A 24,516-nucleotide genomic window follows, 5' to 3' on the forward strand; every position below is an offset into this window, starting at 1 on the left:
GGTTAAACCGCGCCCAACAACTTCTCCAACTGCCTGCCATTCAACGCTTCGATTAACGCGCTTTTATCAATCTCGTGTTGGCCGTTTAAATCGGCCACCGTGCGCGCCACCCGCAAAATCCGATGATAAGCCCGAGCGCTGAGCCGCAGGCGTTCCATCGCCGTTTCCAGCAACGATTGTTCAGCCGGTTGCAGACGGCAATGTTGTTCCAGCGTTGCGCCGGCGAGGTCGGCGTTGGCACAGCCCTGGCGATCCAGCTGACGTTGCCAGGCGAGTGCGACCCGCGCCTGAACGGTTGCTGTACTTTCTCCCGGCTTGGCCTGACTCAACACCGATTTAGGCAGCGCCGGCACTTCAATGTGTAAGTCGATGCGATCCAATAACGGGCCAGATAACCGCGACAAATAGCGCTGCATTTGCTCGCGCGTGTAGCGTTGCGAGCGTGGATCGTCCGGGCTGTAACCACCGGGGGTTGGGTTCATTGCCGCGACCAGTTGAAAGCGCGCCGGAAAAGTCGTCTGGCGTGCGGCCCGGGCGATGTTGACTTCGCCGCTTTCCAGCGGCTCGCGCAACACATCGAGCGCCGCGCGTGGAAATTCCGCCAACTCGTCCAGGAATAAAACGCCGCGATGTGCCAGCGTGACTTCGCCCGGTCGCGGAATCGAACCACCGCCGATCAACGCCACGCCCGAGGCAGTATGGTGCGGCGCGCGAAACGGCCGTTGACCCCAATTCAGCGGCAAACCACAAACCGATTGCACGCTGGCGACTTCCAGCGCTTCGGTTTCTGTCAGCGGTGGCAACAAGCCGGGCAGTCGCGATGCCAACAGAGTTTTGCCGGTTCCTGGCGGACCAAAAAACAGCAGGTTATGACGCCCGGCCGCAGCGATTTCCAACGCGCGTTTGGCGCCTTCCTGGCCTTTAACGTCGATCAGGTCGGGCACCAACGGTATCGGCCCAAGTGGCGAATGTTCGGCCTGTGGCAGGGTTTTGTGGCCGCGAAAGTGACTGGTCACTTGCAGCAAATGGCTGGCGTGGCGCACGTCGGAACCGCTGGCCAAAGCGGCATCGGCCGCGCCTGCGGGGCTGGTAATCAGCACGCGTTTGGCGTCGGTACAGGCAATGGCTGCGGGCAGTGACGCAAGGCCGGAGCGCAACTCGCCAGACAACGCCAGTTCGCCATAGAACTCGTAACCGTCGATGCCGTCGCCAGGCAATTGCCCGCTGGCGATCAAAATACCGAGCGCAATCGCCAGATCGAATTGCGCGCCTTGTTTTGGCAAGTCGGCAGGCGCCATGTTCACGGTGATGCGACGGTCGGGGAAATCGAACTGGCTGTTGAGGATGGCCGAACGCACCCGGTCACGCGCTTCCTTAACCGCGGCTTCCGGCAAACCGACCATGGTGAAGGCCGGCAGGCCATTGGTGAGATGCACTTCGATGGTGACCAGCGGCGCGTCCATCCCTAAACGCGCGCGGCTATAAAGCACCGCTAAACTCATTGTCGTCCCTGACAGTGTTTGAGTGAGCCGACAAACTAACCCGTCCAGATACCAGCGGCAAGCGACGCGGTGGCGCGCTTTGATTCAGCGGCCGCCTTGACGGTTGTCGGCAATGGCGCCTAATATCTGGCCGTCAACGAATGTGGGTTTCCCATGTACCAGAACATTGCTTCCCTGCTAAACATCGCTCTGCAACCGATCGTGGTTGTGGTGGTGATCGTGCGCGCTTTCGCACCGTAGCGGGAAGAATCACCAGCATTCACAACCCCCGACCGGTGCGAACCGGCGGGGGTTTTCTTGTTTAAGGCCCTGTCAGTTTGCTCCGGACGATTACGATCAGGAGACGATCCGATGGAGACGATGACGGGCGCCGAGTTGACGGTTGCCTTATTGGAACGCCAGGGCATTCGCCATCTGGCGGGCATGCCCGGTGGCACCAACTTGCCGCTTTACGACGCGCTCGGGCGCAGTCGCATTCACAGCATTCTGGCCCGGCACGAACAGGGCGCGGGTTTTATCGCCCAAGGCATGGCGCGCGCCAGCGGCCAACCGGCGGTGTGTCTGGCGACATCCGGGCCGGGCGCGACCAATCTGTTAACCGCCTTGGCCGACGCCAAGCTGGATTCCATTCCCATTGTCTGCATCACCGGCCAGGTGCCGATTCCGTTGATCGGTACCGACGCGTTTCAGGAAGTCGACATCTGCGCCATGAGCCAGCCGGTCACCAAACAAAGCATCCAGGTGCGTAGCGTGAAGGCATTGCTCAGCGTTATTCCCGACGCCTTTGCGTTGGCGATGTCGGGCCGCCCGGGCCCGGTTTTGATCGATATTCCCAAGGATGTGCAACTGGCGAGTATTGAGGTCGATGCCTGGCCGGAGCCGGGTCGAGCGGTGCCGCCGCTGTGTGCCAACGCGAACGTCATCGACACCGCTGCGCAAAAAATCATCGCGGCGCAACGGCCGATTCTCTATCTCGGTGGCGGCGTGATTCACGCCGATGCTGGCGATCTCGCTATGGAACTGGCGCAACGCTGCGATTTGCCAACGGTGATGACGTTGATGGCGTTGGGCGTCATGCCGCAACACCACTCGTTGTCGTTGGGCATGCTTGGTATGCACGGCGCGGCTGCGACCAATCACGCCTTGCATCAATGCGATTTGTTGATCACCATCGGCGCCCGTTTTGACGATCGCGCCACCGGCAAGCTGGAGGCGTTCTGCCCGGATGCCGAAGTCATTCATCTGGACATCGACGCCCGGGAAATTCACAAACTGCGGCGCGCCGATGTGCCGTTGGCCGGTGATGCTCGCGCCACCTTAGCGCAGCTGTTGGAACGTTTGCCGCCGCTGGAACATCCGCATTGGCAGGCGACCATCGCCGACATCAAAACCCGTCACCCGGAACCGAACTGGCCGACGCAGCTGAACACACCGCAAGGACTGATCAAAGCCGTTGCCGAACGTCTGGGGCCAGACGCCCTGGTCACCACGGATGTGGGCCAGCACCAGATGTGGACGGCGCAGTTGTACCCCTTCTTACGACCGCGTCAGTTTTTGACCTCCGGTGGTCTCGGCACCATGGGCTTTGGTTTGCCTGCGGCCATCGGCGCTGCCTTGGCGGAACCGGAGCGGACGGTGGTGTGTTTCAGCGGCGACGGCAGCATTTTGCTGAACCTGCAAGAGCTGGCGACGGCGGCCGATCTGCCACTGAACATCAAAGTGGTGGTCATGAACAACGGCGGCCTGGGGTTGGTGCGGCAGCAACAGGATTTGTTCTATCGGGGCCAGCGTGTGTCGTCGACGTTGCGCAACCCGGATTTCTGCCAGCTGGCCGAAGGTTTTGGCTGGTCAACGCAGGATTTGTCGGACGCCGACAATGCGCTGTCTTGTTTGCACACTGCGTTAGACACTCCGGGTTTGCAGCTGATACACGCCCCCATCGACAGCGATGCGCGAGTCTATCCGATGGTGCCACCGGGCCACGCCAACCATCAGATGTTGGTGGCGGAGCCGGTGTGAGCGGGCGAATGGCGTCAGGCCGTTTGGTGCGTTGCTGTATTTGGCAGGCTGTTCAAGGTGCGCAGCGAGGTCTCAACCGCCTGCGTCAGTGGCGTGTGCGGTTCCTGCCCGAGCACTGCGACCAGCTTGGCGTTATCCAGAGTCAGCGGTTTGTGCCACAGGTAGCGCATTTCCAGCATGCCTTTGAACATCGGGTTGAACGGCGCTATCAGGCGGAACAGCCACCAGGGAAAACCGCCGACGTTTACGCGGTCGTTTTGAGTGACCTGACGCATGGTATCCAGCAGTTGTGTTCCAGTCATGGTGTGGCCGGCGAAATGGAAGTCGGCGTAGGCCGGCAAGTCGGCACGACGCTCGATCAACTGCGCGAAGGTTTCACCCAGGTCGGGCAAGTACGCCCAGGCGTGATCGACGTTGAGCGCGCCGGGGTACAGCATCTTGGTCACCGGCCGGTCGCGTTTGACCAGGAAGTTGAACACGGCCATGCCCGAGTCGGGGCCATAAAAATCGCCGGCGCGGACCAGAATGACTCGCACGCCCTGGGCGGCGGCCTGGCGCAACATGGCTTCCATTTCCACCCGGACGCGGCCTTTCTCGGTGGCCGGTTGCTGAGGCGCGGTTTCGCTGACGTTGTGGCCGATGTCGGGCGTGAAGTTGTAAACGTTGCCGGGAAACACCAGCGTCGCACCGCTGGTTTTGGCCGCAGCGATGGTGCGTTCCAGCATCGGCAATGCCAGTTCGCGCCAGCGCGCGTAACCCGGCGGATTCACCGCGTGGACGATGACGTCGCAGCCGTCAGCCGCGCCGATGGCGTCGTCGAGGTTCATCAAATCGCCCTGGCGCCAGTCGATGGCGGGCAGGTCGGTAAATTGCTGTGCAACGGTTTCCGGGTGGCGATGCAGCGCGCGCAACGACAGGTCGCGACGTTTCGCCAGAGCGCGGGTGATGGCGTGGCCGACGCTGCCGGTGGCACCGAGAATCAGAACGTTGGTCATAGGGATTTCCTGAAAAGTGTGAATGTTGGGTGCCAGTGTGCGATCTAATTTAAAGAATGGATATTGGCGAAAATCGTATTGGTTCTATACGAAAGTGAATGGTCGGGTTGGATATGAACCCGATGGCGCCGCCACAGACGCCGGCATCGGGTCGTTTGTGTTCAATCCACCTGAACCTGTTGCGGGCGGGGCAGGCAACCCAAGGAATCGAGCGATTGGGTCAGCGCCTGATGCATCGGCGTGCGCGGCTCTTCGCCCAGTTCAGCCACCAGCTTGGCGTTATTCAGGGTGATCGGCTTGTTCCACAGATAACGCATTTCCAACAGGCCTTTGAACGTCAGGTTAAACGGGGCGACCAGATGCACCAGCCACCAGGGGAAGCCGCCCGCTTTCATGGCCGGCTCGCCGCTGACGTTGCGCACCTGTTGTGCCAGTTCAGCGCCGCTGATTACCTGGCCGGCGAATTGGAAATCGGCGTAGTTTGGCAGTTGCTCGCGGCGCTCAATTAAGCGGGCAAAGGTTTCCGCCAGATCGGGCAAGTAGGCGTAGGCGTGCTTAACATTCATCGGACCGAAATAAGCCATTTTGGTGATGCGTCGGCCAGGCTTGATCAGGAGATTCAACACCGAGGAATCCGCGCCCGGCCCGAAGAAGTCGCCAGCGCGCACCAGTATGACTTGCACACCTTCGTCGGCGGCCTCGCGAAGCATCTGTTCCATTTCCACCCGCACCCGGCCCTTTTCTGTGACCGGTTGCTGCGCTGCCGTTTCGGCGATGTTCTCACCGCTGTCCGGCGCGTAGTTATAAACGTTGGCCGGAAACACCAAAGTGGCGCCATTGGCTTTGGCCGCAGCGATGGCCTCTTTATGCATCGGCAAACCGATTTCGCGCCAGTGGCGGTAGCCCGGCGGGTTGGTCGCATTGACGATTACATCGCAGCCTTGGGCCGCCGCAGTCGCATCGCCTGGTTGGTGCATATCGCCGCGCCGCCAGTCGATATCCGGCAGATCCTTGAACTGTTCAGCGGCCGCCTGCGGGTTGCGGTGCAAAGCGCGAATGTTCCAGCCACGCCGGGCCAGGTTGCGGGTGATGTTGGCGCCGACACTGCCGGTCGCACCGAGGATTAATACCGTCTTCATGATGATCTCCTGTTGAGGTTGTGTGGACTCGGCGCTTACTGTGCTATCTAATAATAAGAATGGAAATTGACGAAAATGGCATTGGATACATACAAAAATGAATGATAAGACGGCCGAGTGGAGCCACTACCGATCCTTTCTGGTGGTCGTGCAGGAAGGCAGTCTGTCGGCGGCTGCGCGCCGCTTGCGCCTGACGCAACCCACGCTCGGCCGGCACATCGATGCGCTGGAGCAGCAGCTTGGCCGGGCGCTGTTTGCGCGCGGCCGCAATGGCCTGGAGCCGACCGAAGCAGCGCTGGCGCTGATTCCTCACGCTGAAGCGATGGATGCTGCAGCCGAGGCGCTGTTGCGCGAGGCATCGGGTGAATCGGCCGAACCCAGCGGCACCATTCGAGTCACTGCCAGCGAAGTGGTTGGCTGTGAAATTCTGCCGCAAGTGTTGCGGCCGTTTCGTCAGCGCTATCCGGCCATCGCTCTGGAACTGGTTACCTCCGACCGGGTATCGAACCTGTTGTTGCGCGAGGCGGACATCGCCATCCGCATGACTGAGCCGCGCCAGAACGCTTTGGTGGCGCGGCATCTGGGACAGGTCAAAATCGGCTTGTTCGCGCATCGCGATTACGTGAAGCACAACGGTGATCTGACGCACAAGGATGAATTGGCGCAGCACGCCCTGGTCGGGTTTGACCGCGATGAAACGGCGGTGCGGACCATGCGCGAGTACGGTTTCAAACTGGAGCGCGGTGACTTTGGGCTGCGCACCGACAACAACGCCGCTCAGATGGAATCCATTCGAGCCGGCTTGGGCATCGGCGCCATGCAGTGCCGCATTGCCGCTCAATACCCGGATTTGGTTCAGGTGCTTAAATCCAGCGTCGAATTCGAACTGCCCATGTGGCTGGTTATGCACGAATCCTTGCGTTCGGTGCGGCGGGTGCGCTTGCTGTTCGATCATCTGGCGGAGGCATTGCAGGATTGGGTGGCCGACTAACACCGTCTTGGTACACTGGCGCGTCGATGCCTGCCGGGAAACATCCATGCTCCAGACTTTGAACCTGAACCGTACGCAACAGTACTGGCTGATCGGCCTGGCGGCGGCGTTGTTGCTGGCGCTCAGTCTGTGGCTGGTGGCGCGTTATCAGGCCCGGCATGTTGAGGCGCCGGAGCAATTGCTGACGCATCTGGGCGAGGTGGCGATGGGCGAAGCGAGTCTGGACCCGGCCTATCTGTTGGTCGAAACCCTGGCGCAGCAACAGCGGTTGTGGCTGGGAGAACAATTGCGGGCCGATCTCACGCGCAGCGGCCATCCCGATCCGGACGCAGCGGCCGACGCCTTGTTGCCACGCGCCAGCGCGCAATTGGATGAACCGGCCGGCCTGGCGTTGGCACTGATGCCGCGCTTGCAGGCGTTACCGGAACCGCCCTGGGCGATGCAGGAACGCACCTCGAAACGCTGGCAGGTTCAGGCGGGCGAGCATTGTCTGACGTTGGGATTTCAGGGCAGCAAGGCGGCTGCGCTGTGGCAGTGGCAGGATTTCAGTCTGTGTCCGGTTGCCAGCGATTGATGCGCTCGGACTCCCAGATGTCGATCACCGGGCCGCTGTTACTGGCGGCCTGATGCACCAAAACCCGCGCCACCTGTTCGGCTTCGACCGGGCGGTAGCGGCGCAATGGCCCGACCAATAACGGCCAGATAACCCGGCCAATCAGTTCACCGGCGCGTTCGCCCAAACGGAATTCTTTTCGCTCACCGAGCAACAACGACGGCCGCATCAACGTCAGCCGCTGAAAACTCAGCGCCATCAATTCCTGTTCCGCCTGACCTTTGGTGCGCAGGTACAGATTGCGGCTGTCGGCGTTGGCGCCGAGGCTCGACACCGCCAGACAATGCGTCACGCCACGGTCGCGCGCCCAATGCGCAACCTGCGCGACCAAGTCGCGATCGACCGCAACAAACGCCTCCGGCGAGCCAGCCGTGCGCAACGTTGTACCGAGCGTGCAAATTAAAGTGCCGCCGGTTAAATCCAGACCTTGGGTTTGTTGTTCCAGTTGTTTGAAATCGACGACCTGAATCTGTTGATGTGGCAAACCCGGCGCGATGTCGCGGCGTACCAGTAACCAGCAAGGGTCAAACGAATTTGGTTTGAGCCTGGCGGCGACGGCCTGACCGATCAGGCCGGTGGCGCCGACCAGAACGGTTGCGCTCATGCAAACATTTCCTGGCGTTGCGGCCGGTTGGCGCAGAAATCGGCCACGGCCATGGGTTCGGCGAGGTGGAAGCCTTGAAAGTAGTCGACGCCCATCACTTTGACGACATCGAGAATCTCATTCGAATGCACGTGTTCGGCGACGGTGCGGATGTTCAAATCCTGGCACAGCTGGACCACGCGGCGCACCAGAATCCGACTGACTTCGCTTTCGTCGAGATTGCGGATCAGACTGCCGTCGAGCTTGATCCAGTCCGGTTTCAAATGCAGCACCCGCTCCAGGTTGGAATAGGCGCTGCCGAAATCATCAATCGCCAACTGGCAGCCCAGACGGCGCAATTCCATGATGGTGATGGCGAAGCGTTGGAAATCGCGCAGGCCATCGGATTCGACAATTTCCAGCGTGACCCGCTCGGCGGCGATGCCCGAACGCAGCCAGGTTTTCAGGCGTTCGATCAACTCGGTGTTGCCCAGGTCGCGAGCGGTGAAGTTCAGGGTAAAGCCGACGTTGAGGTCTTTCAGCAGGCGGAAGGTTTCGTCGATCATGCGCATCGACAGGCGCGGGTACAGCTGCGTCGGCTTGACCAGATCGAGGAAATCTTTCGGTGCGTAAATGCGGCCGTCCTGACGAATACGGATCAGCGCTTCGACGTGCGGCACATCGCCCTGGGCGTTGAACAATGGCTGGATAAACGGCTCGACTTCGTCGTTCGCCAGCGCCGTGCGTACCCGGCCCAGCCAGATCAAACCATCGCGTTTGTGCTGGTCGTTACCGGGCATATCCAGCGCGCGGGCGATGGGCAATTGATGATGGTAAGCGTGACGCCGCGCTTCCGACGCCTTGATCAACAAATCTTCCGGGCCGGGCTTCATATTCGGCGGCAATTCGTCGCGGTGTGCGGTGCCGGCGGTTAACAGAATCGGCAATACATTGCGCACGCGCTCGGCGCTGAATACGTCGGACTGGTCTTGCAGCCGTTCGGTCAACTGCGCCATGCCACGGAAAAATGCCTGATTGGAACAGGCCGCCGGCGCGACAATCAGAAATTCGTTGGGCGAACCGCGAAACACCAGCGCAGTGGTGGGCAGCAATTCCGGCAAATGGTTTTGAATCGCCTGGCTTAAGTCGCCGAGCAACTGATCGCCAATGGCGTAGCCGTACAGGTTGTTGATCTGCCGCAGGTTGTTCACCTTCAGGCTGCACACCTGAACGATGGGCCAGGGGTCGGCATCGCGCAGGCATTTGAGCAGGCCGACGCGGTTGGCGAGGCCGGTGATGGCGTCGGTTTCGTATTTGCGGAACAGCTCGCGGGTCTTGTGTTTGACCTCGGCTTCCAGGTCGCGGTTGACCTGATCCAGATCCTTCACCGATTCCTGAATCAGATGGAACAGCGGCGTTAAGGCGTGGCTTTGATAGGTCAGTAACGGGCGTTGTTCGGCCGGGTCTTCGGCCAGCGCCAGCACCGTTAAATGGTGCTGCAACAACTGCGTCTTGCCGTTTTCGTGGTGCAATTCGCCAGCACAATAGGCGCCGCCCAAGGGGGCCAGTTGGCGCAGCGGCGTCAGTTCCAGATCGGGTCCGCCGCTGTCGCTGGTGGCGCGGGCTTGGCAGTTGAACGCCAACAACAGTTCCGGGCGCTGATCGCTCAGTTGCAACGCGCCCTTGCTTAGCGATTCGCGACTGATCGACGGATGGCTGTAGGCAAAACGCACCCGGTCGCCTTCGGCCAAGGGTTCCGATAACTGGAAACCGCCACCGCTGAGGTTGTCGATCGGAATGCACAGCCGTTGGTGGCTGCCGTCGATGTGCATCAGCGGGAAATGGCGGTAGTCGGCCGAGTTCAGCGGCTGGCTGTCGTTCAAATAAGTGTCGTACAACGCCTGCACCGGCCGGCCGTCGAGTTCGTACAGCTTGGTGCCTTGGGCGCGGGTGACGGTCCAGCTGCGGCCAATCTGGTGCCATTGGCTGAAAGCGTGCGATTGAAGTTTCAGTTCGGGGTTGTCGAAGGTGACGACCAGACAGTGGTTCGGCTGCACCAGGCCGTTGGCAAACACCCAGCCGCTCACCTGATCGGTCATGCGGCCGCCGGCAATGGTGATGTCCGGATGGTGGGCGTTTACCCAGTCGAACAGGGCGTCGCAATCGGCGGCGGAATCGTTGAAGAAGGTCAGCGCCAGGCGCGTATCCTGGGTCACCAGCGGCCGGTACAAACGCTCGCCCAGCGTTTCCAGATCGGCTTGCCAGGGCAGTACCTGGCTGCGCAAGGTTGTCCGTTCAAAACGCAGACATTGCACCAGCACTTCGCCATCGATCAGCGGGCCGCTGTTCAGAATCGGCCCACACTGAGCGCCGACCACCGTGGCTTGCGGCCACAGCGCTTCGAACCAGGGCAGGATGGGTTGCAGGGCATCGGCGGGAGCGTTGGCGAAAATCAGGACGAGCAGATTGGGATGGTCGGGAAAGCGCCGGTTGAATTCACCCAGCTGATGAAGGCCGTCCTCGACGCTCGGTCGGAACGAGAATGAAGCAATCTGTACGGCCATAATCAGGGGGTCGGGTATGTTAGTATTTTGTAAGTCTATGTTAAAGCTTGTGCCGTTGGAAACCGCTTGTGACGGGGGCTTCACAGTCGATGGTATTAGATTGGCATTGGCCGTCAAAGTGAACGCTGGTTGATTTCGAATAAGGAGACAAAGGCTTGGCGGAAACGACGTCTGGCTCGGTTGCGGACTGGTTTGTCTACATGGTGCGCTGCGCCGACGACAGCCTTTATACCGGCGTGACCACAAACCCCGAGCGTCGCCTGCGCGAGCACAACGGCGAACTGGTTGGCGGCGCACGTTATACCCGCACCCGCCGGCCGGTGACCCTGGTGTACACCGAAGCCTGCGCCGACCGCAGCACCGCCGGTCAACGCGAAGCCGCCATCAAGGCGCACTCACGACGGCAGAAACTCGCCTTGCTGACCCAGCGCACCGAAGCGGTGCGTTAAGGTTGTCATCTTTCATTCATGGCCCTGTCATACAGCGTCTCTAGGCTGGCCGGGCGCGCTTCAACGCCGAAGGGTGGCGCTCAAGGTCGGCTTGGTTTTTGCTGCTGCTAGCCCTCGAATTCAAAAGCCCACCTTTTGTTTCGGTTTGATGACATAGCCGCTACAGTGGTTTGCGACCTGACCGAAGAGTCAGGTACCGCTGAAACCCCCGACTGCTGGCAACAACATGGAGAGAAATATAATGAAACCCCTATTGCCCGTTTCCCTGGGTCTGGTAGCCATTGCCCTGAGCGGCTGTGCGCTGATGGGTCCGAGCTATGAGCCGGACACCGATTACCACCTCACCATCCTGCACACCAACGACCATCACGGCCGCTTCTGGCGCAATGGCGATGGCGAGTACGGCATGGCTGCCCGCAAAACCCTGATCGACAGCATTCGCGCCGAAGTGGAAGCCGAAGGTGGCTCGGTGCTGCTGTTGTCCGGTGGTGACATCAACACCGGTGTGCCGGAATCCGATCTGCAAAACGCCGAACCCGATTTCCTCGGCATGGCGATGCTGGAATACGACGCCATGGCCGTCGGTAACCACGAATTCGATAACCCGCGCGATGTGCTGATGCAGCAAGCGGACTGGGCCGGTTTCCCGTTCCTGTCGGCCAACATCGTCTACAAAGACAGCGGCAAGACACTGTTCAAGCCGTATGAAATGTTCAACGTCCAGGGTTACAAAGTAGCCGTGGTCGGTTTCACCACCGAAGACACCGTTAAGATCGCCAACCCCGAATACATGACCGACCTGGCGTTCCTGACCCCAGTCGATGTCGCGGCCGATCTGATCCCGGAACTGGACGCCAAGTCTGATCTGGTGGTCGCCGTAACCCACATGGGCCACTACGCCAATGGCAACTACGGCGGTAACGCTCCGGGCGACGTCACCTTGGCGCGCAGCGTGAGCGGTATCGACGTCATCGTCGGCGGTCACAGCCAGAACCCGCTGTTCGAGCCGGACGTGCAAAACGGCACGCTGATTCTGCAAGCCTACGAATGGGGCAAATACGTTGGCCGTCTGGACCTGACGCTGCGTAACGGTGAAATCGTCGATTACACCTACGACCTGATTCCGGTGAACCTGCTGGACGATAACGACCAGCTGATGCGCGCCGAAATCGCCGAAGATCCTGAGATGCTGGCGATGCTGACGCCGTATCAGGAAGCCGGTGGTGAAGCGCTGAACATCGTCCTCGGCAGCGCCAATGGCGACTTCATCGGCGACCGCGCCGTGGTGCGTAACGAACCGACCAACCTGGGTGTACTGATTGCCCGCGCGCAACGTGCCCGCACCAACGCCGACGTTGGCATCATGAACTCTGGCGGCATCCGTGCTGATCTGGAAGGTGGCGACATCAGCTACAAAGACGTGCTGACTGTACAGCCGTTCGGCAACATGCTCGGTTACGTCGATTTCACCGGCGCCGAACTGATGAACTACCTGAACGCCGCCGCCGCCATGCAAGCCGGCAGCGGTGCATTCGCGCAGTTCGACGGTGTAGAACTGAAGATCGTGGCCGGTTCTGTAGTGGAAGCGACAGTCGGTGGCGCGCCGATCGACCCGGGCAAAACCTACCGCCTGTCGGTTAACTCCTTCATGGCCGCCGGTGGTGATGGCTACCCGAACATCACCGAGCATCCGAACTACGTGAACTCCGGCTTTGTCGATGCCGACATGCTGGCCGATTACATCGAGCAGCATAGCCCGCTCGACATCGCCGACTTTGCCCCCGGCATGATGGTGGTTCGCGACTGATCTTAGATCGGTTGAACCAACCAGAAAGGTCGCTTCGGCGGCCTTTTTTTATGGCGTTTTCCTGAGGTCTTTCACTGAGCTGCTGCAACAATGCATTGCACAATCGACCGCTTCGGCTGCGCCTTGGCTGTGCTATCATCCGCGCGCCATTCTTCCCGACCACCCGCATCAAGAGCCGAGCATGAGCAAGAATTCGCTGGATAAGAGCAAGATTCGCATCCTCTTGTTGGAAGGGGTCCACCAGAGCGCGCTGGATACCCTGAACAAAGCAGGCTACACCAACATCGAATACCTCAAGGGTTCCCTGCCCGAGGCTGAGCTGATTGAGAAAGCGCGCGACGCGCACTTTATCGGCATTCGTTCGCGTACCCAGATGACGCGCTCGGTGTTCGAGGCGGCCGATAAACTGGTGGCCGTCGGCTGTTTCTGCATCGGTACCAATCAGGTCGATTTGAATGCCGCCAGCGAACACGGCGTGGTGGTGTTCAACGCGCCTTATTCCAACACCCGTTCGGTGGCCGAGCTGGTATTGGCCGAAGCCATTTTGCTGTTGCGCGGCGTACCGGAGAAAAACGCCGTTTGTCATCGCGGCGGCTGGCAGAAGACGGCGGTCGATAGCTACGAGATTCGTGGCAAGAAACTGGGCATTGTCGGTTACGGCAGCATCGGCACGCAGTTGGGTGTGCTGGCCGAAGGCCTGGGTATGGAAGTGATTTTCTACGACATGGTCACCAAGTTGCCGCTGGGTAATGCGCGTCAAGTTGGCTCGATGAATGCCCTGTTGGCCGAGGCCGATGTGGTGACGCTGCACGTGCCGGAAACCGCCTCGACCAAACTGATGATGGGTGCCAATCAGTTCCGCCGCATGAAACCCGGTTCGGTGTTTATCAACGCTTCACGCGGCACGGTGGTGGATATTGATGCGCTGGCCGCAGCCCTGGCCGAGAAAAAACTGCTCGGCGCGGCGGTCGATGTATTCCCGGTCGAACCGCGCAGCAACGACGACGAATTCATTTCGCCGCTGCGCGACTTCGACAATGTGATTCTGACGCCGCACGTTGGCGGTTCCACTCAGGAAGCGCAGTACAACATCGGCATCGAAGTGGCGGAAAAACTGGCGCTGTATTCTGACAACGGTACCTCGCTGTCGGCGGTCAATTTCCCCGAAGTGGCGTTGCCATCGCACCCGAACGCGCACCGCATTCTGCACATTCACCACAACGTGCCGGGCGTGATGTCGGAGATCAACCGCATCTTTTCTGAGAACGACATCAACATCATCGGCCAGTATCTGCAGACCAACGATAAGGTCGGTTACGTGGTGATTGATGTGGCGCAGGAATGTTCACTGAAAGCACTGGAAAAAGTGCGCGAAGTGAAAGCCACCATGCGCACGCGCATCCTGTTCTGACAGGCAGCGGGCTGTCATAATCGGCCCGCTTTAACGGCCATAAGGGCGGAGTGGATGTCGCGGTTGTCGCGCAGAATTGTCGGTGGGTTGTGCTGCGCTTTGGCGTTGGCCGGTTGCATGAGCGGCGGCGGGCAGTCCGAAGTCACCAGTTGCACCTACCCGGACAGTGCCCGCACCCCGGCGCCGGGTTTCATTTGTGGTGAACCACTCGAAGGTTTTCCGCTGACTCGTCTGACATCCTCACCCCCCAGTGATGAAGCCGCCGAGGTGCGCATCGAAAGCGGCCGGCAGGCGGTGCAAAATCGATTGATGCTGGAATGGATGCAAGACTGGTACGCCAGCTTGCCCAGTGCCGACCGGGATCGCGCTCAGGCGCTGGTGTACGACTGGCTCAGTCAGGAATTGCGGGTGGTGCGCACCCGCACCAGCCCGGCCGGTTCAATCTGGTTGCTGGTCGGGCTGAACCGCACCGAAGCCCAGGCGCACCAGGCTTTGAATCATCGTTTGCTCTCGGCGGGCATCACGCCGCCCCCTTCAACCGAACAGGATTTGCCATGACAGCCATCGTCCGTTTCATTGCTGCCTTGCTGGTGTTGGCGCTGGTGCAGACACCGGCGCACGCTTTTGAGCAGGGTTCGCTGTTGGTCTGGGTTGACCCCGGCCACGACATCCGCGCCCTGACGCGTCTGGCCGAAGCCTATGGCGAGCGCAATGACATTGAGATCACAGTCGCTGCGCCGGCCCAGGGTCGGCGTGCTTTCCAGCAGCGCGAAGTCGATAACGATGGTCCGGACATCTACATCGGCCATCACGACAACCTGACCGACTGGGCGCTGGCCGGCATCCTCACGCCCATTCAGCCGCCGAGTGCGGCGCGCAATGCGTTGAACGAACCCTACTGGTCGGTGCTGACCTATCAAGAGACGGTATACGGCTACCCGCTGGCGGTCGAAGGCGTGGTGCAGGCGTGCAACGCCGATCTGGTCAATGAACCCTTTGATAGCTGGCAATCGGTCTGGCAGGCCGAAGGCGAAATGCGCCGCCGCAACGCGCGGCCGCTGCTGTTCGACCCGACCAATCTGTATCTGAACTACGGCCTGATGACTGCTCAGGGCGGCTACGTGTTTGGCCGTACTGAAACTGGCGAGATTGACACCAACAATGTTGGTTGGACGCACCCGGCCGCGGTGGCGGCACTGTCGTTTATGCAATCAATGATTGAAGGCGGCCTGTTGCCAGATCGCATCAATGGCGAAGAAACCGACCGCGCCTTCACCAGCGAACGCGCCGCCTGCGTATTGGCCGCCGCCAGCGACTTGCCGGTGTATCAGGACGCGGGCATCGATTTGGTGGTTGGGCCCTATCCGGGTTTGAACGGCGAAGTGGGTCGCGGGTTCGCTGAAGTCACCGCCGCCTTTATTAATGGCGCGACGCCGAACAGAACCCTGGCGCGCCGCTTTATTGAAAACGCCCTGCTCAACGACGCCGGTTTCGAAGCGCTGACATCGGCCGTCGCGCCCGCCGCGCCATTGCGCCCAGCGGCACTGGAAGACTGGCTCAGCGACGAAGACTGGCACGCTCAAGCCTGGCCGGTGTGGCAAGCGGCCGAGCCGCTGCCCTCGGTGCCGGCCATGGGGCTGTACTGGATGCTGGGTAACGACGCCCTGCAAGCCATTCTGTATCGCAACGAACCCATTCAAGCGACGCTGGTTAATGCCGCCGCTCAGTTGAGTCAATTGGCAGTGATTCCTGAATTGCCGGAAGAAGAAACCGAGGATAACTGAGATGTTTACGCACCGTTGGTGGCAAGGCGAAACGCTGGATTTGCCGGTGGGCAAGGCGGTTTGTATCGGTCGTAATTACGCCGAGCACGCCCGTGAACTGAACAACCCGGTGCCCAAACAGCCGCTGCTGTTTCACAAGCCGGCGACGGCCTTTTGCGAGCTGAGCGATTCGCTGCAACTGGCGCGACCGGGCCTGCATTTTGAAACCGAACTGGCGTTGCTGATTGGTGCGCCGCTGAACGCCCAGAGCGTTAATCCCTGGTCGGCCGTGATCGGTGTAACGCTGGCGCTGGATCTGACTGACCGCGACTTGCAGGCCGAACTCAAACAGGCCGGCCATCCCTGGGAACGCGCCAAAGCCTTCGACGGCGCCTTGCCGATTGGCACCTGGCTGCCGATTGAGAAAATGCCGGCCAACGTGGCCGACTGGTCGTACCGATTGGACATGAACGGCGCCCTGCGCCAGCACGGCCAGGTCAGCCAGATGCTGTGCGCACCTGCCCAACTGCTGGAACTGATTCTGGTGGATTTCAGCCTGCAACCGGGCGATGTCGTTCTGACCGGCACACCGGCCGGTGTCGGCGTGCTGTCCACTGGCGATGACTTGCTGTTACGTCTGGACAACACCGACTGGCAACAGCGCTGCCGCCTCGCCAGCCCTGGCTCTTGACAGTCGCGCCACCGCGGGCAAAGGTGCCGAAGTCTCTTAGTCGGTTGTCCTTCATGCGTACTTTGCTTCTTAGTGTTGCAACCCTGATCGTTTTGACCGGTTGCGCCGGCCTCGGCGTGGGTAACGTCTATCGCGCGCCCAGTTTCCAACATCAGAGCAGCCAACTGACGTCGCTCAGTTGGCAACAACTGAACGGCCGCAGCCGCATCAGCATTCAAAACCCCAACGCTTACTCGCTGCCAGTGCAATCGCTGCAAGCTGAACTCTGGCTCGATGGCGAGCCCTGGCTGCAACTCGACAGCCCGCCGATTGCCGGTTTGGCGGCTGGCCTATCCACCACGGTGGAACTGGATTGGTCGGTGGCGGTGGCCGGTTTGGTCAGCCGCGTGTCCAACGCTTATGACGCCGGTGAAGTGGAACTGACGCTGCAACTGGCACCGACAGTGGATGTGCCGGTGCTCGGTCCGCGCCAACTGCAATGGCAGCACGATTTCGTTGTGCCAGTGCCGCAATTGCCCAAGGTTCAACTGGCCGACTGGCGCGTGCGCGACGCCAGCCTGACGTCGCTGACACTGGAACTGGATTTGCTGCTGGATAACCCCAATCGCTTCGGCCTCGACACCGGCCCGGTTCAACTGGCGTTGCGCAACGGTGCTGCGCCCATCTCCGCCGTGCGGCTCAATGCGCTGTCGCTGGCGGCCGATTCACAGCAGAAACAATCCACGCAACTGACGCTCAATTACGGCGATCTGGGTCTGACAATCGCCCGGGCGCTCACGGGTGGCGGTTGGCCGAGCAATCTGGGCCTGAGCTGGAGCGCGCCGCTGCGCAGCCCGGACCTGGGCCTTGATCTGCCCAGCTTCAACGGCGAGGTGGCGTTATGAACGGTTTCCGTAGCAGTGTTATCTGGCTGACCATTTCATTGAGTTCGTTCGCCAGCGCCTCAACGCTGAGCGAAGTGCGCTCTAAAGATCAGCTCGACTGTGGCGTTTCCACCGGCATTCCTGGCTTTTCCAATCCCGATCAGCAAGGTCGTTGGAGCGGGCTGGATGTCGATATCTGTCGCGCCGTCGCCGCCGCTGTGCTGGGCGATGCCGACAAGGTGCGCTACATACCGCTGACACCGGGCGACCGCTTTTCGGCGTTGTCGTCCGGCGAAGTGGACATCTTGTCGCGCAACACCACCTGGACACATTCACGCGACACCACACTCGGAATGATCTTCGCCGGCATCGCCTTTTACGACGGCCAGGGTTTTATGGTGCAGCGCACCTCCGGCATTCAGAGCGTCAGTGATTTAGGCGGCGCAGCCGTATGTGTGCAGGGCGGCACCACCAGTGAATTGAATCTGGCCGACTATTTCCGCGAGCACCGGCTGAATTATCAGCCGGTGTCGTTCGGTACTTCGGACCTGGCGTTGGAAGGGTTTCAGGCCGGTCGTTGTGCGGTGTTGTCGTCCGATTTATCGCAGCTCTATGCCTTGCGCACCCGGCTGGAAAAACGCGACAGCGTCTTGATGCTGCCGGAAGTGATTTCCAAAGAACCGCTCGGGCCGGCCGTCCGCCAGGACGACATGCAGTGGTACAACATCGTCAAATGGACGCTCTACGCCCTGGTTAATGCCGAGGAATACGGCGTCGATCAAACCAACGTCGATGCTATGCGCAGCTCTAACAAGCCGGTGATCCAGCGCATGCTGGGCGTGAACGGTGACACCGGCCGGGCTATGGGGCTGTCGGCAGATTGGGCCTATCAGATCGTTAAACAGGTCGGTAATTACCGCGAGATTTTTGAGCGCAACATCGGTCCGGACACCCCGCTGGGTTTTGATCGCGGCCTGAACGCACTGTGGAGCGAAGGCGGCCTGCTCTACGCACCGCCACTGCGCTGACTGCCCGTTTCCAAACAACCGACGATTCATCTCTGTCTCATGCCTTGACAGTAATATTCCCAAGTAGTTATATAACCGCCTCGGAACTTGGTATTGACGCCAGGTTCGCTCATCGGCCGGAACGGCCGTTCAATGGCTTGCTAAGAGGTGGCAGTAATGTCGATTGCATTGTGGGTTGTTCAAGGGTTGCTGGCGTGGTTAGCCGTGGCCGGTGGCTATTTCCAGCTGTTCAAAATCAACGATCTGAAAACCACCGTGGTGGCGATGCAGCACTTGCCGCAGGGCTTGTGGGCGGTGCTCGGTGTGGTAGGCATCGTGGCTGGCATCGGTCTGGTTGTGCCGGCGGTGTTCAAAGACCTGCCGATGGTGGCACTGATTTGCGCGGCGGTGATGCTGGTGCATTCGTTGTTGATCGCCGGTTTCTATCTGTACTTTGGTGATAAAGCGCCGCTGCCCTATGTGTTGTTTATGGCGTTGCTGGCGGCGGTCATTCTGTTCGGTCGGCTGAAACTGGCGGCCTGAACCTAACCGAAACTGAGACGAACGCTTATGGAAACCACCTTCAGTGTTGTGGCCGAGCCGAACCGGCGTGCCATTCTCGATATGTTGCTCGATGCCGAACGTTCGGTGGGCGAAATCGAGCAGGCGCTGTCGCTGTCGCAGCCGTCGGTGTCCAAGCATTTGCGCATTTTGCGCGAGGCGGGTTTTGTTGAATCGCGCGTTGAAGCGCAGCGCCGGCTGTATCGGTTGAAGCCGGAACCGTTAATGGAACTGGATGCCTGGCTGGCGCCGTTTCGACGTTATTGGTCGGCGCAGATCGACAAGCTCGAGGCACACCTGGATCGGCTCGACGATCTCGACGCGGCCGACAACGCAACACCGGAGGACAAACCATGAGTCAGGCGGACAATTATCAAGCCGGCCCGGCGCAAGGCGCGCGCATCGAACCCCAGGGCGACGACTGGGTGCTGGTGGTGGAGCGGCGCTTGAAACACGCGCCAGAAAAAGTCTGGCGGGCGATTACCGACCCGGAACAATTGCGCCAGTGGGCGCCGTTCGATGCCGATCGCAACCTGGCGCAGACCGGCGCCGCCAGGCTTTCAACCGTCGGCACACCGGAACCGCACGTCACAGAAACCCAGATCAAACGCGCCCAAGCGCCGACCTTGCTGGAGTTGAGTTGGGGCGACAACGATATGCGCTGGCAACTGGACGCACTTGATGACGGCGGCACCTTGCTGACGCTGTGGCACAGCATCGGTCGCGATTACATCGCCATGGGCGCCGCAGGCTGGCATATCTGCTTCGATGTGTTGGGTCGTTATCTGGACGATGACCCGCTCGGTCGCCTTGTTGGCTCGGACGCCATGCCACACGGTTGGCCGCGTTTGCATGAGGAATACAGCGCCCAGTTCGAGGCGATGCGCAACGAGGACAGTTGAGTCCGCGTTACATGAATCGTCGTGCCTGGGAGTAGTGGTTGATCCAGTAACGGTTCGACAGCGATGACACCGTGACGCCGCGTGACGACGAAGCGTGCATAAAACGGTCGTTATCGAGGTAGATGCCGGCGTGTTGTTCTTTGCCAGCGATGCGGAAGAAAACGAGGTCGCCCGGGCGCAGTTGATCGAGCCGGACGAACTGGCCGCCGTTTAACATCTGGGCGGTGGTGCGCGGCAGATCGTTGCGACCCAGCGCTTCGCGGTAGGCAGCTTTAATGAAACCGGAGCAATCGAAACCCGCCGGTGTGCTGCCGCCGTAGACATACGGCACGCCTTCGTAACGTTCATACACTTCTTCAAAACGCGCGACCAATTCGGTCTGCACCGGGTCTGAATATCCGCCTTCCATGCTCTGATAACTGACGCAACCCGCCAGCACCAGGCTCAGCAACAAAGCGGGCCAGGCCAGACGTGACGGCCAGGGCGAAGGAGTGGTGTGCATGGGAATGGTCTCGACAGGGGCCCGGCCCAGCTTAACCGCGTGGTTTCACTGAGCCAAACCCTTTACAGACGCTGCGTTAAAAGAGTGAGACCAGGCCCAGCTTGACGCTCAGGCTGATGTTCAGCCCTTCTGCGTCTTCAATGCCGCCGAGCAGATAGCCGCCTTCGAGCGAGAAACGGGCGCGGTCGCTGAGCGGTGTCGGGATGTCGGCTTCAACGAACAACTGAGTGCCCAGACCGTCCGGGCCGTAGAGACCGTCGAGGCCGTAGCGGAAACTTTCGCTGTGATTCAGCGCTGAGACAATTCCGACACTGCCGTAATAAGGTGCCAGCACGCTGGCGCGCAGGCGGTAGCCGAGGTCGATGTCGCTGCCTGAATCGAGCCGCAAACCGACGAAATAGCTCTGGTCCAGTTCGTTCAATATGCCGAACAGATTCTGGCCGACTTCCAGTTGGTTGCGATGGCGATACGCCACTTCTTCCACCCGGTCGCCTTCTTCGATCAGCGCTTTGGCGAGGTCGTAATGGTCGGAACGGGCAATCTCGCCGCGGGCGACGTTGTCGTTCACTTCGTTGATGCGAATCTGACCGACCATTTCGCGGAACGACTGGTCGCCGTCAATCGGTTTGATGTCTTTATAGATGGCGAAATAGCTGCCCGGCGTGATGCCCGACAAGCGACCGAGGTTGATGGCGACTTCGTTATCGAGCTTCGACAGCACCTGGCCTTCAACGCGGATCTCCGGGTCGGTCAACTCCACCCAGTCGTTACTGCGAATCGACAGACGGCCCAGTTTGATTTCGGCCACCGAATAAACGCCGCTGACTGAGGTGACTTCAACAATGCCGCTCTGGTTATCGACGTAGCCGTAACTCTCGCCACGGCTGTCACGAATCTGCTCGCCGCGCCGGAACACGCGATACAGCTGACCGACTTTCACACCAGCGCTTTCGCCCAAATCGAAATACAGACGGTCGGAAGTGACCCGCACCACGGTGCCGAGTTCGCGGAATTCGCGTTTCAGCATTAACGGCATTTCGTATTCCAGCTGCGCCAGAATGGCCTGCACATCGCGGGTGCTGAAATCGAGCGAGCGTTGCATTTGTAACTCGCCGTTGGAAACGCCGTAGAACGATACCGTCAGCGTCGACGAACCCCAGCCGTGCGGATACAGCGTAACCACTGCCAGCGTCGTCAGATTGGCGCGTTTGGCAGCATCGACCATGGCGGTAATCTTGGCCTGACTGTCGGGGCGTTCTGAGGTTTTGGCGGTAGCGACTTCATAACCGCGCAATTGGTTAATGGCTTCACTGGCGACCAGACGCAGGTCTGGCCGGCTGGCCAGGTTGTCATCATCCAGGTCGGTTACCAGTAATAAATTTTGTGCCAGACAGAGGCTACTTGCGGCCCAAAGCAGGGCGCAGACAGAAAGCTTGCGAATCACACGGTCACCCTAACGGAGGTAGAGGCCCCTTAGTATAGACATTTGCGAACAGACGCAAGTTTTACCCCCGCGCGCGATCTTCAAAGGCAGCGGTAAAACTCGTATAATCGCCGCCCATTTTGGGCTGGTCAAAAAGTGAACGGTCGGCCCGTTTTCAAACGTTTCGAGGTGCAGCGTGGAATTTCCCAAGCGTTATCAGGTGGTGGTGATCGGCGGCGGTCACGCCGGTACCGAGGCGGCGCTGGCCGCGGCCCGCGCCGGCGCCAAAACGCTGCTGCTGACGCACAACATCGAGACCGTCGGTGTGATGTCGTGCAACCCGGCCATTGGCGGTATTGGTAAAAGCCATCTGGTCAAAGAAATCGACGCACTGGGCGGCGCCATGGCGCGCGCTACTGACCGCGCCGGCATTCAATTCCGCGTGCTGAACAGCCGCAAGGGCCCGGCCGTGCGCGCGACCCGCGCTCAGGCCGACCGCGCTTTGTACCGCGCCGCCATTCGCGACATCGTGGAAAACCAGCCGAACCTGGAAATCTTCCAGCAAGCGGCTGACGACCTGATCATCGAGAACGACGCCGTGACTGGCGTGGTCACCCAAACCGGTATTCGCATCATGGCCGACACCGTGGTGTTGACCGCTGGAACCTTCCTCGGCGGCAAGATTCACGTCGGCATGCAGAACTACGCCGGCGGCCGTATGGGCGATGCGCCGAGCAATACTTTGTCGGCGCGGTTGCGCGAACTGCCATTGCGCGTCGGTCGATTGAAGACCGGCACGCCAGCGCGCATCGACGGCCGCAGCCTCGACTATTCCAAGATGACCGTGCAACCGGGCGATGCGCCACTGCCGGTGATGTCTTATTTAGGCTCGGTCGACGAACACCCTGAACAGGTGAATTGCTGGATCGCCCACACCAGCGAACAGACGCACGACATCATTCGCGCCAACCTGGATCGTTCGCCGATGTTTGCCGGCGAGATTGAAGGCATCGGTCCACGCTACTGCCCGTCGATTGAAGATAAGGTGACGCGCTTTGCCGACAAAACCAGCCATCAGGTGTTTGTCGAACCCGAGGGCCTGAACACTTTCGAAGTCTACCCGAACGGCATTTCCACCAGCCTGCCGTTTGATGTGCAGGTCGACTTTATCCGCACCATTCAGGGCTTCGAGAACGCGCACATCACCCGCCCCGGTTACGCCATCGAATACGACTATTTCGATCCGCGCGATCTGCGCCACACGCTGGAAACGCGCTACATCACCAACCTGTTTTTTGCCGGCCAGATCAACGGCACAACCGGTTATGAAGAAGCCGGTGCGCAAGGTTTGTTGGCCGGTCTGAACGCAGCGCGGCGAGCGCTGGGTGAAGAAGGCTGGTATCCGCGTCGCGACGAAGCCTATTTGGGTGTGCTGGTTGACGATCTGATCACGCTCGGCACGCAAGAGCCGTATCGCATGTTCACCAGCCGCGCCGAATATCGTTTGTTACTGCGTGAAGACAACGCCGATACGCGCTTGACCGAAGCGGGTCGCAAACTGGGCCTGGTCGATGACGAACGCTGGGCGGCGTTTTCCACCAAGCAAGAGGCCATTGCGGTTGAAAATGAACGCTTAAAAAGTACCTGGATTCAGCCGGGTTCCGATCAAGCCCGGGCGCTGGCTGATCAGCTGGAGCAACCGCTGTCGCGTGAAACCACGCTGCGCGATCTGCTCAAGCGGCCGCAATTGAGTTACGCCGACATTGAAGCGCTGGCGCCGAGCGACACTGACCTCAGCGACGCCATCCGCCAGCAAGTCGAAATCAGTGCCAAATACGAAGGCTACATTCAGCGCCAGCAGGACGAGATCGAAACCCTGCGCCGCCACGAAAATATGTCGCTGCCGGACGATTTCGATTACGCCGCCGTTGGTGGTTTGTCGAACGAAGTGAAGCAGAAGCTGGAACTCAGCCGGCCGGAAACGCTGGCACAGGCGGCGCGTATTTCAGGCGTCACACCGGCGGCGGTATCGGTATTGCTGATTCATTTAAAGAAACGTTCACTCGGCCGCGATGCCGTTAAAGACAGCGCATGAGCGACGCCTGGCGCGCCGAGCTGGAAGCCGGCATAGACGCGCTCGCGCTGGATATTGATGCCGCCGTCGCGGATCGGCTGTTGGCGTACCACGCTTTGTTAGTGAAGTGGAACCGCGCCTACAACCTCACCTCGGTGCGCGATCCGGCGCAGATGATTCATCGCCACTTAATTGATTCGCTCGCCATCGTGCCGTTTATCAACGACAGCGATCTGCTCGATGTCGGCACTGGCCCCGGTTTGCCGGGTATGATTCTGGCGCTGGTGCGGCCGGATCAGTCCATTGCTCTGCTCGACAGCAACGGCAAAAAAACCCGTTTTCTGACCCAGGTTAAGCTGGACCTGGGCGTCGATAACGTCACCGTTGTGCACAACCGTCTGGAAAGCTGGCAGCCGCAACGCCGGTTTGGACAAATCACATCACGGGCCTTTGCCACGCTCGATGAGATGGTGGCAAAATCCCTGCACCTGCTGGCCCCCGCCGGTCATTTTTTGGCGATGAAAGGCCGCTACCCTCAGGACGAGCTCGATGCCCTGCCCGCTGGCGTGGCATGCGATGCCGTTCATTCGCTGAATGTGCCGGGCACCTCCGGCGCTCGACATCTGGTACAGTTGTCGATCCGGGAAGTATAAGGAT

Annotated in this window: 23 protein-coding genes; 16 read left to right on the forward strand and 7 right to left on the reverse strand. The window is 60.2% G+C overall.

Translation table 11 applies throughout. The annotated features are described in order from the left end of the window. Positions 1–2 precede the first annotated feature (2 nt). Positions 3–1,502 carry a YifB family Mg chelatase-like AAA ATPase gene (locus DW349_RS01140; RefSeq protein WP_108125845.1) on the reverse strand — a complete coding sequence of 500 codons (1,500 nt, stop codon included), beginning with the start codon at positions 1,500–1,502 and terminating at the stop codon, positions 3–5. 351 nt (positions 1,503–1,853) lie between these two features. Here DW349_RS01140 and ilvB point away from each other — a divergent pair, with 351 nt between their 5' ends. Beyond that, positions 1,854–3,521, forward strand: coding sequence for a biosynthetic-type acetolactate synthase large subunit (gene ilvB / locus DW349_RS01145; RefSeq protein ID WP_108125846.1), 1,668 nt, complete (start codon positions 1,854–1,856; stop codon positions 3,519–3,521). Between the two features lie 14 nt (positions 3,522–3,535). Here ilvB and DW349_RS01150 read toward each other — a convergent pair whose 3' ends face one another. Together DW349_RS01150 and DW349_RS01155 are read right to left on the reverse strand one after the other, a co-directional pair. Further along, entirely contained in the window at positions 3,536–4,516 is a 981-nt protein-coding gene (locus DW349_RS01150; RefSeq protein WP_108125847.1) for an NAD(P)H-binding protein, read from the reverse strand. A 161-nt stretch (positions 4,517–4,677) separates the two neighbouring features. Next, positions 4,678–5,655, reverse strand: a complete 978-nt coding sequence (locus DW349_RS01155) for an NAD-dependent epimerase/dehydratase family protein (protein WP_108125848.1) — start codon at positions 5,653–5,655, stop codon at positions 4,678–4,680. 97 nt (positions 5,656–5,752) lie between these two features. On the opposite strand from DW349_RS01155, the gene DW349_RS01160 reads away from it, so the two are divergent. Beyond that, positions 5,753–6,646: a LysR family transcriptional regulator gene (locus DW349_RS01160; protein ID WP_108125849.1), complete on the forward strand. Its 894-nt coding sequence runs from the start codon at positions 5,753–5,755 to the stop codon at positions 6,644–6,646. Between the two features lie 46 nt (positions 6,647–6,692). Next, complete coding sequence (locus DW349_RS01165) at positions 6,693–7,220, forward strand: hypothetical protein (RefSeq protein ID WP_108125850.1); 528 nt, start codon at positions 6,693–6,695, stop codon at positions 7,218–7,220. Here the strand turns inward: DW349_RS01165 and DW349_RS01170 are convergent. Together DW349_RS01170 and DW349_RS01175 are read right to left on the reverse strand one after the other, a co-directional pair. Then, positions 7,192–7,863, reverse strand: coding sequence for an NAD(P)H-binding protein (locus DW349_RS01170; RefSeq protein ID WP_108125851.1), 672 nt, complete (start codon positions 7,861–7,863; stop codon positions 7,192–7,194). The two genes, DW349_RS01165 and DW349_RS01170, sit on opposite strands and share 29 nt — an antisense overlap. Next, positions 7,860–10,406, reverse strand: coding sequence for a bifunctional diguanylate cyclase/phosphodiesterase (locus DW349_RS01175; RefSeq protein WP_108125852.1), 2,547 nt, complete (start codon positions 10,404–10,406; stop codon positions 7,860–7,862). The genes DW349_RS01170 and DW349_RS01175 overlap by 4 nt, the downstream gene beginning before the upstream one ends. A 155-nt stretch (positions 10,407–10,561) precedes the next feature. Here DW349_RS01175 and DW349_RS01180 point away from each other — a divergent pair, with 155 nt between their 5' ends. From DW349_RS01180 to DW349_RS01225, 11 genes are all read left to right on the forward strand, one after another. After that, positions 10,562–10,855, forward strand: a complete 294-nt coding sequence (locus tag DW349_RS01180) for a GIY-YIG nuclease family protein (protein WP_232819329.1) — start codon at positions 10,562–10,564, stop codon at positions 10,853–10,855. Positions 10,856–11,096: 241 nt separating this feature from the next. After that, entirely contained in the window at positions 11,097–12,662 is a 1,566-nt protein-coding gene (ushA, locus tag DW349_RS01185; RefSeq protein WP_108125853.1) for a bifunctional UDP-sugar hydrolase/5'-nucleotidase UshA, read from the forward strand. 181 nt (positions 12,663–12,843) lie between these two features. Further along, entirely contained in the window at positions 12,844–14,073 is a 1,230-nt protein-coding gene (gene serA, locus DW349_RS01190; RefSeq protein WP_108125854.1) for a phosphoglycerate dehydrogenase, read from the forward strand. Positions 14,074–14,136: 63 nt separating this feature from the next. Further along, complete coding sequence (locus DW349_RS17285) at positions 14,137–14,631, forward strand: hypothetical protein (protein WP_157954360.1); 495 nt, start codon at positions 14,137–14,139, stop codon at positions 14,629–14,631. After that, positions 14,628–15,857: a sugar ABC transporter substrate-binding protein gene (locus DW349_RS01195; protein ID WP_157954361.1), complete on the forward strand. Its 1,230-nt coding sequence runs from the start codon at positions 14,628–14,630 to the stop codon at positions 15,855–15,857. The genes DW349_RS17285 and DW349_RS01195 overlap by 4 nt, the downstream gene beginning before the upstream one ends. A 1-nt stretch (position 15,858) precedes the next feature. Beyond that, positions 15,859–16,527 (forward strand): fumarylacetoacetate hydrolase family protein, encoded by a 669-nt coding sequence (locus DW349_RS01200; protein WP_108125856.1) that lies wholly within the window; start codon positions 15,859–15,861, stop codon positions 16,525–16,527. Between the two features lie 53 nt (positions 16,528–16,580). After that, on the forward strand, positions 16,581–17,411 hold the full coding sequence (locus tag DW349_RS01205) for an LEA/WHy family protein (RefSeq protein ID WP_108125857.1): 831 nt from the start codon (positions 16,581–16,583) through the stop codon (positions 17,409–17,411). Further along, positions 17,408–18,418 (forward strand): amino acid ABC transporter substrate-binding protein, encoded by a 1,011-nt coding sequence (locus DW349_RS01210; protein ID WP_108125858.1) that lies wholly within the window; start codon positions 17,408–17,410, stop codon positions 18,416–18,418. Before DW349_RS01205 ends, DW349_RS01210 begins: the two co-directional genes overlap by 4 nt. 156 nt (positions 18,419–18,574) lie before the next feature. Further along, on the forward strand, positions 18,575–18,940 hold the full coding sequence (locus DW349_RS01215; protein WP_108125859.1) for a DoxX family protein: 366 nt from the start codon (positions 18,575–18,577) through the stop codon (positions 18,938–18,940). Between the two features lie 27 nt (positions 18,941–18,967). Further along, positions 18,968–19,315, forward strand: a complete 348-nt coding sequence (locus DW349_RS01220) for an ArsR/SmtB family transcription factor (protein WP_108125860.1) — start codon at positions 18,968–18,970, stop codon at positions 19,313–19,315. After that, positions 19,312–19,860, forward strand: coding sequence for an SRPBCC family protein (locus DW349_RS01225; RefSeq protein WP_108125861.1), 549 nt, complete (start codon positions 19,312–19,314; stop codon positions 19,858–19,860). The genes DW349_RS01220 and DW349_RS01225 overlap by 4 nt, the downstream gene beginning before the upstream one ends. 7 nt (positions 19,861–19,867) lie before the next feature. Here the strand turns inward: DW349_RS01225 and DW349_RS01230 are convergent, their stop codons facing one another. Both DW349_RS01230 and DW349_RS01235 read right to left on the reverse strand, forming a co-directional pair. Then, the gene (locus DW349_RS01230; RefSeq protein WP_108125862.1) at positions 19,868–20,362 is read right to left on the reverse strand and encodes a C40 family peptidase; all 495 of its coding nucleotides are present in this window, start codon (positions 20,360–20,362) and stop codon (positions 19,868–19,870) included. Positions 20,363–20,438: 76 nt separating this feature from the next. Continuing rightward, a complete protein-coding gene (locus DW349_RS01235) occupies positions 20,439–21,806 on the reverse strand; it encodes a hypothetical protein (RefSeq protein WP_108125863.1) in 1,368 nt (455 codons plus the stop codon). Between the two features lie 175 nt (positions 21,807–21,981). Here DW349_RS01235 and mnmG point away from each other — a divergent pair, with 175 nt between their 5' ends. Next, the gene (gene mnmG / locus DW349_RS01240; protein WP_108125864.1) at positions 21,982–23,880 is read left to right on the forward strand and encodes a tRNA uridine-5-carboxymethylaminomethyl(34) synthesis enzyme MnmG; all 1,899 of its coding nucleotides are present in this window, start codon (positions 21,982–21,984) and stop codon (positions 23,878–23,880) included. Next, positions 23,877–24,512 (forward strand): 16S rRNA (guanine(527)-N(7))-methyltransferase RsmG, encoded by a 636-nt coding sequence (gene rsmG / locus DW349_RS01245; protein WP_108125865.1) that lies wholly within the window; start codon positions 23,877–23,879, stop codon positions 24,510–24,512. The genes mnmG and rsmG overlap by 4 nt, the downstream gene beginning before the upstream one ends. Positions 24,513–24,516 lie beyond the last annotated feature (4 nt).

Origin of the sequence: Saccharospirillum mangrovi (genome assembly GCF_003367315.1) — a bacterium.
Classification (GTDB): Bacteria; Pseudomonadota; Gammaproteobacteria; order Pseudomonadales; family Natronospirillaceae; genus Saccharospirillum; species Saccharospirillum mangrovi.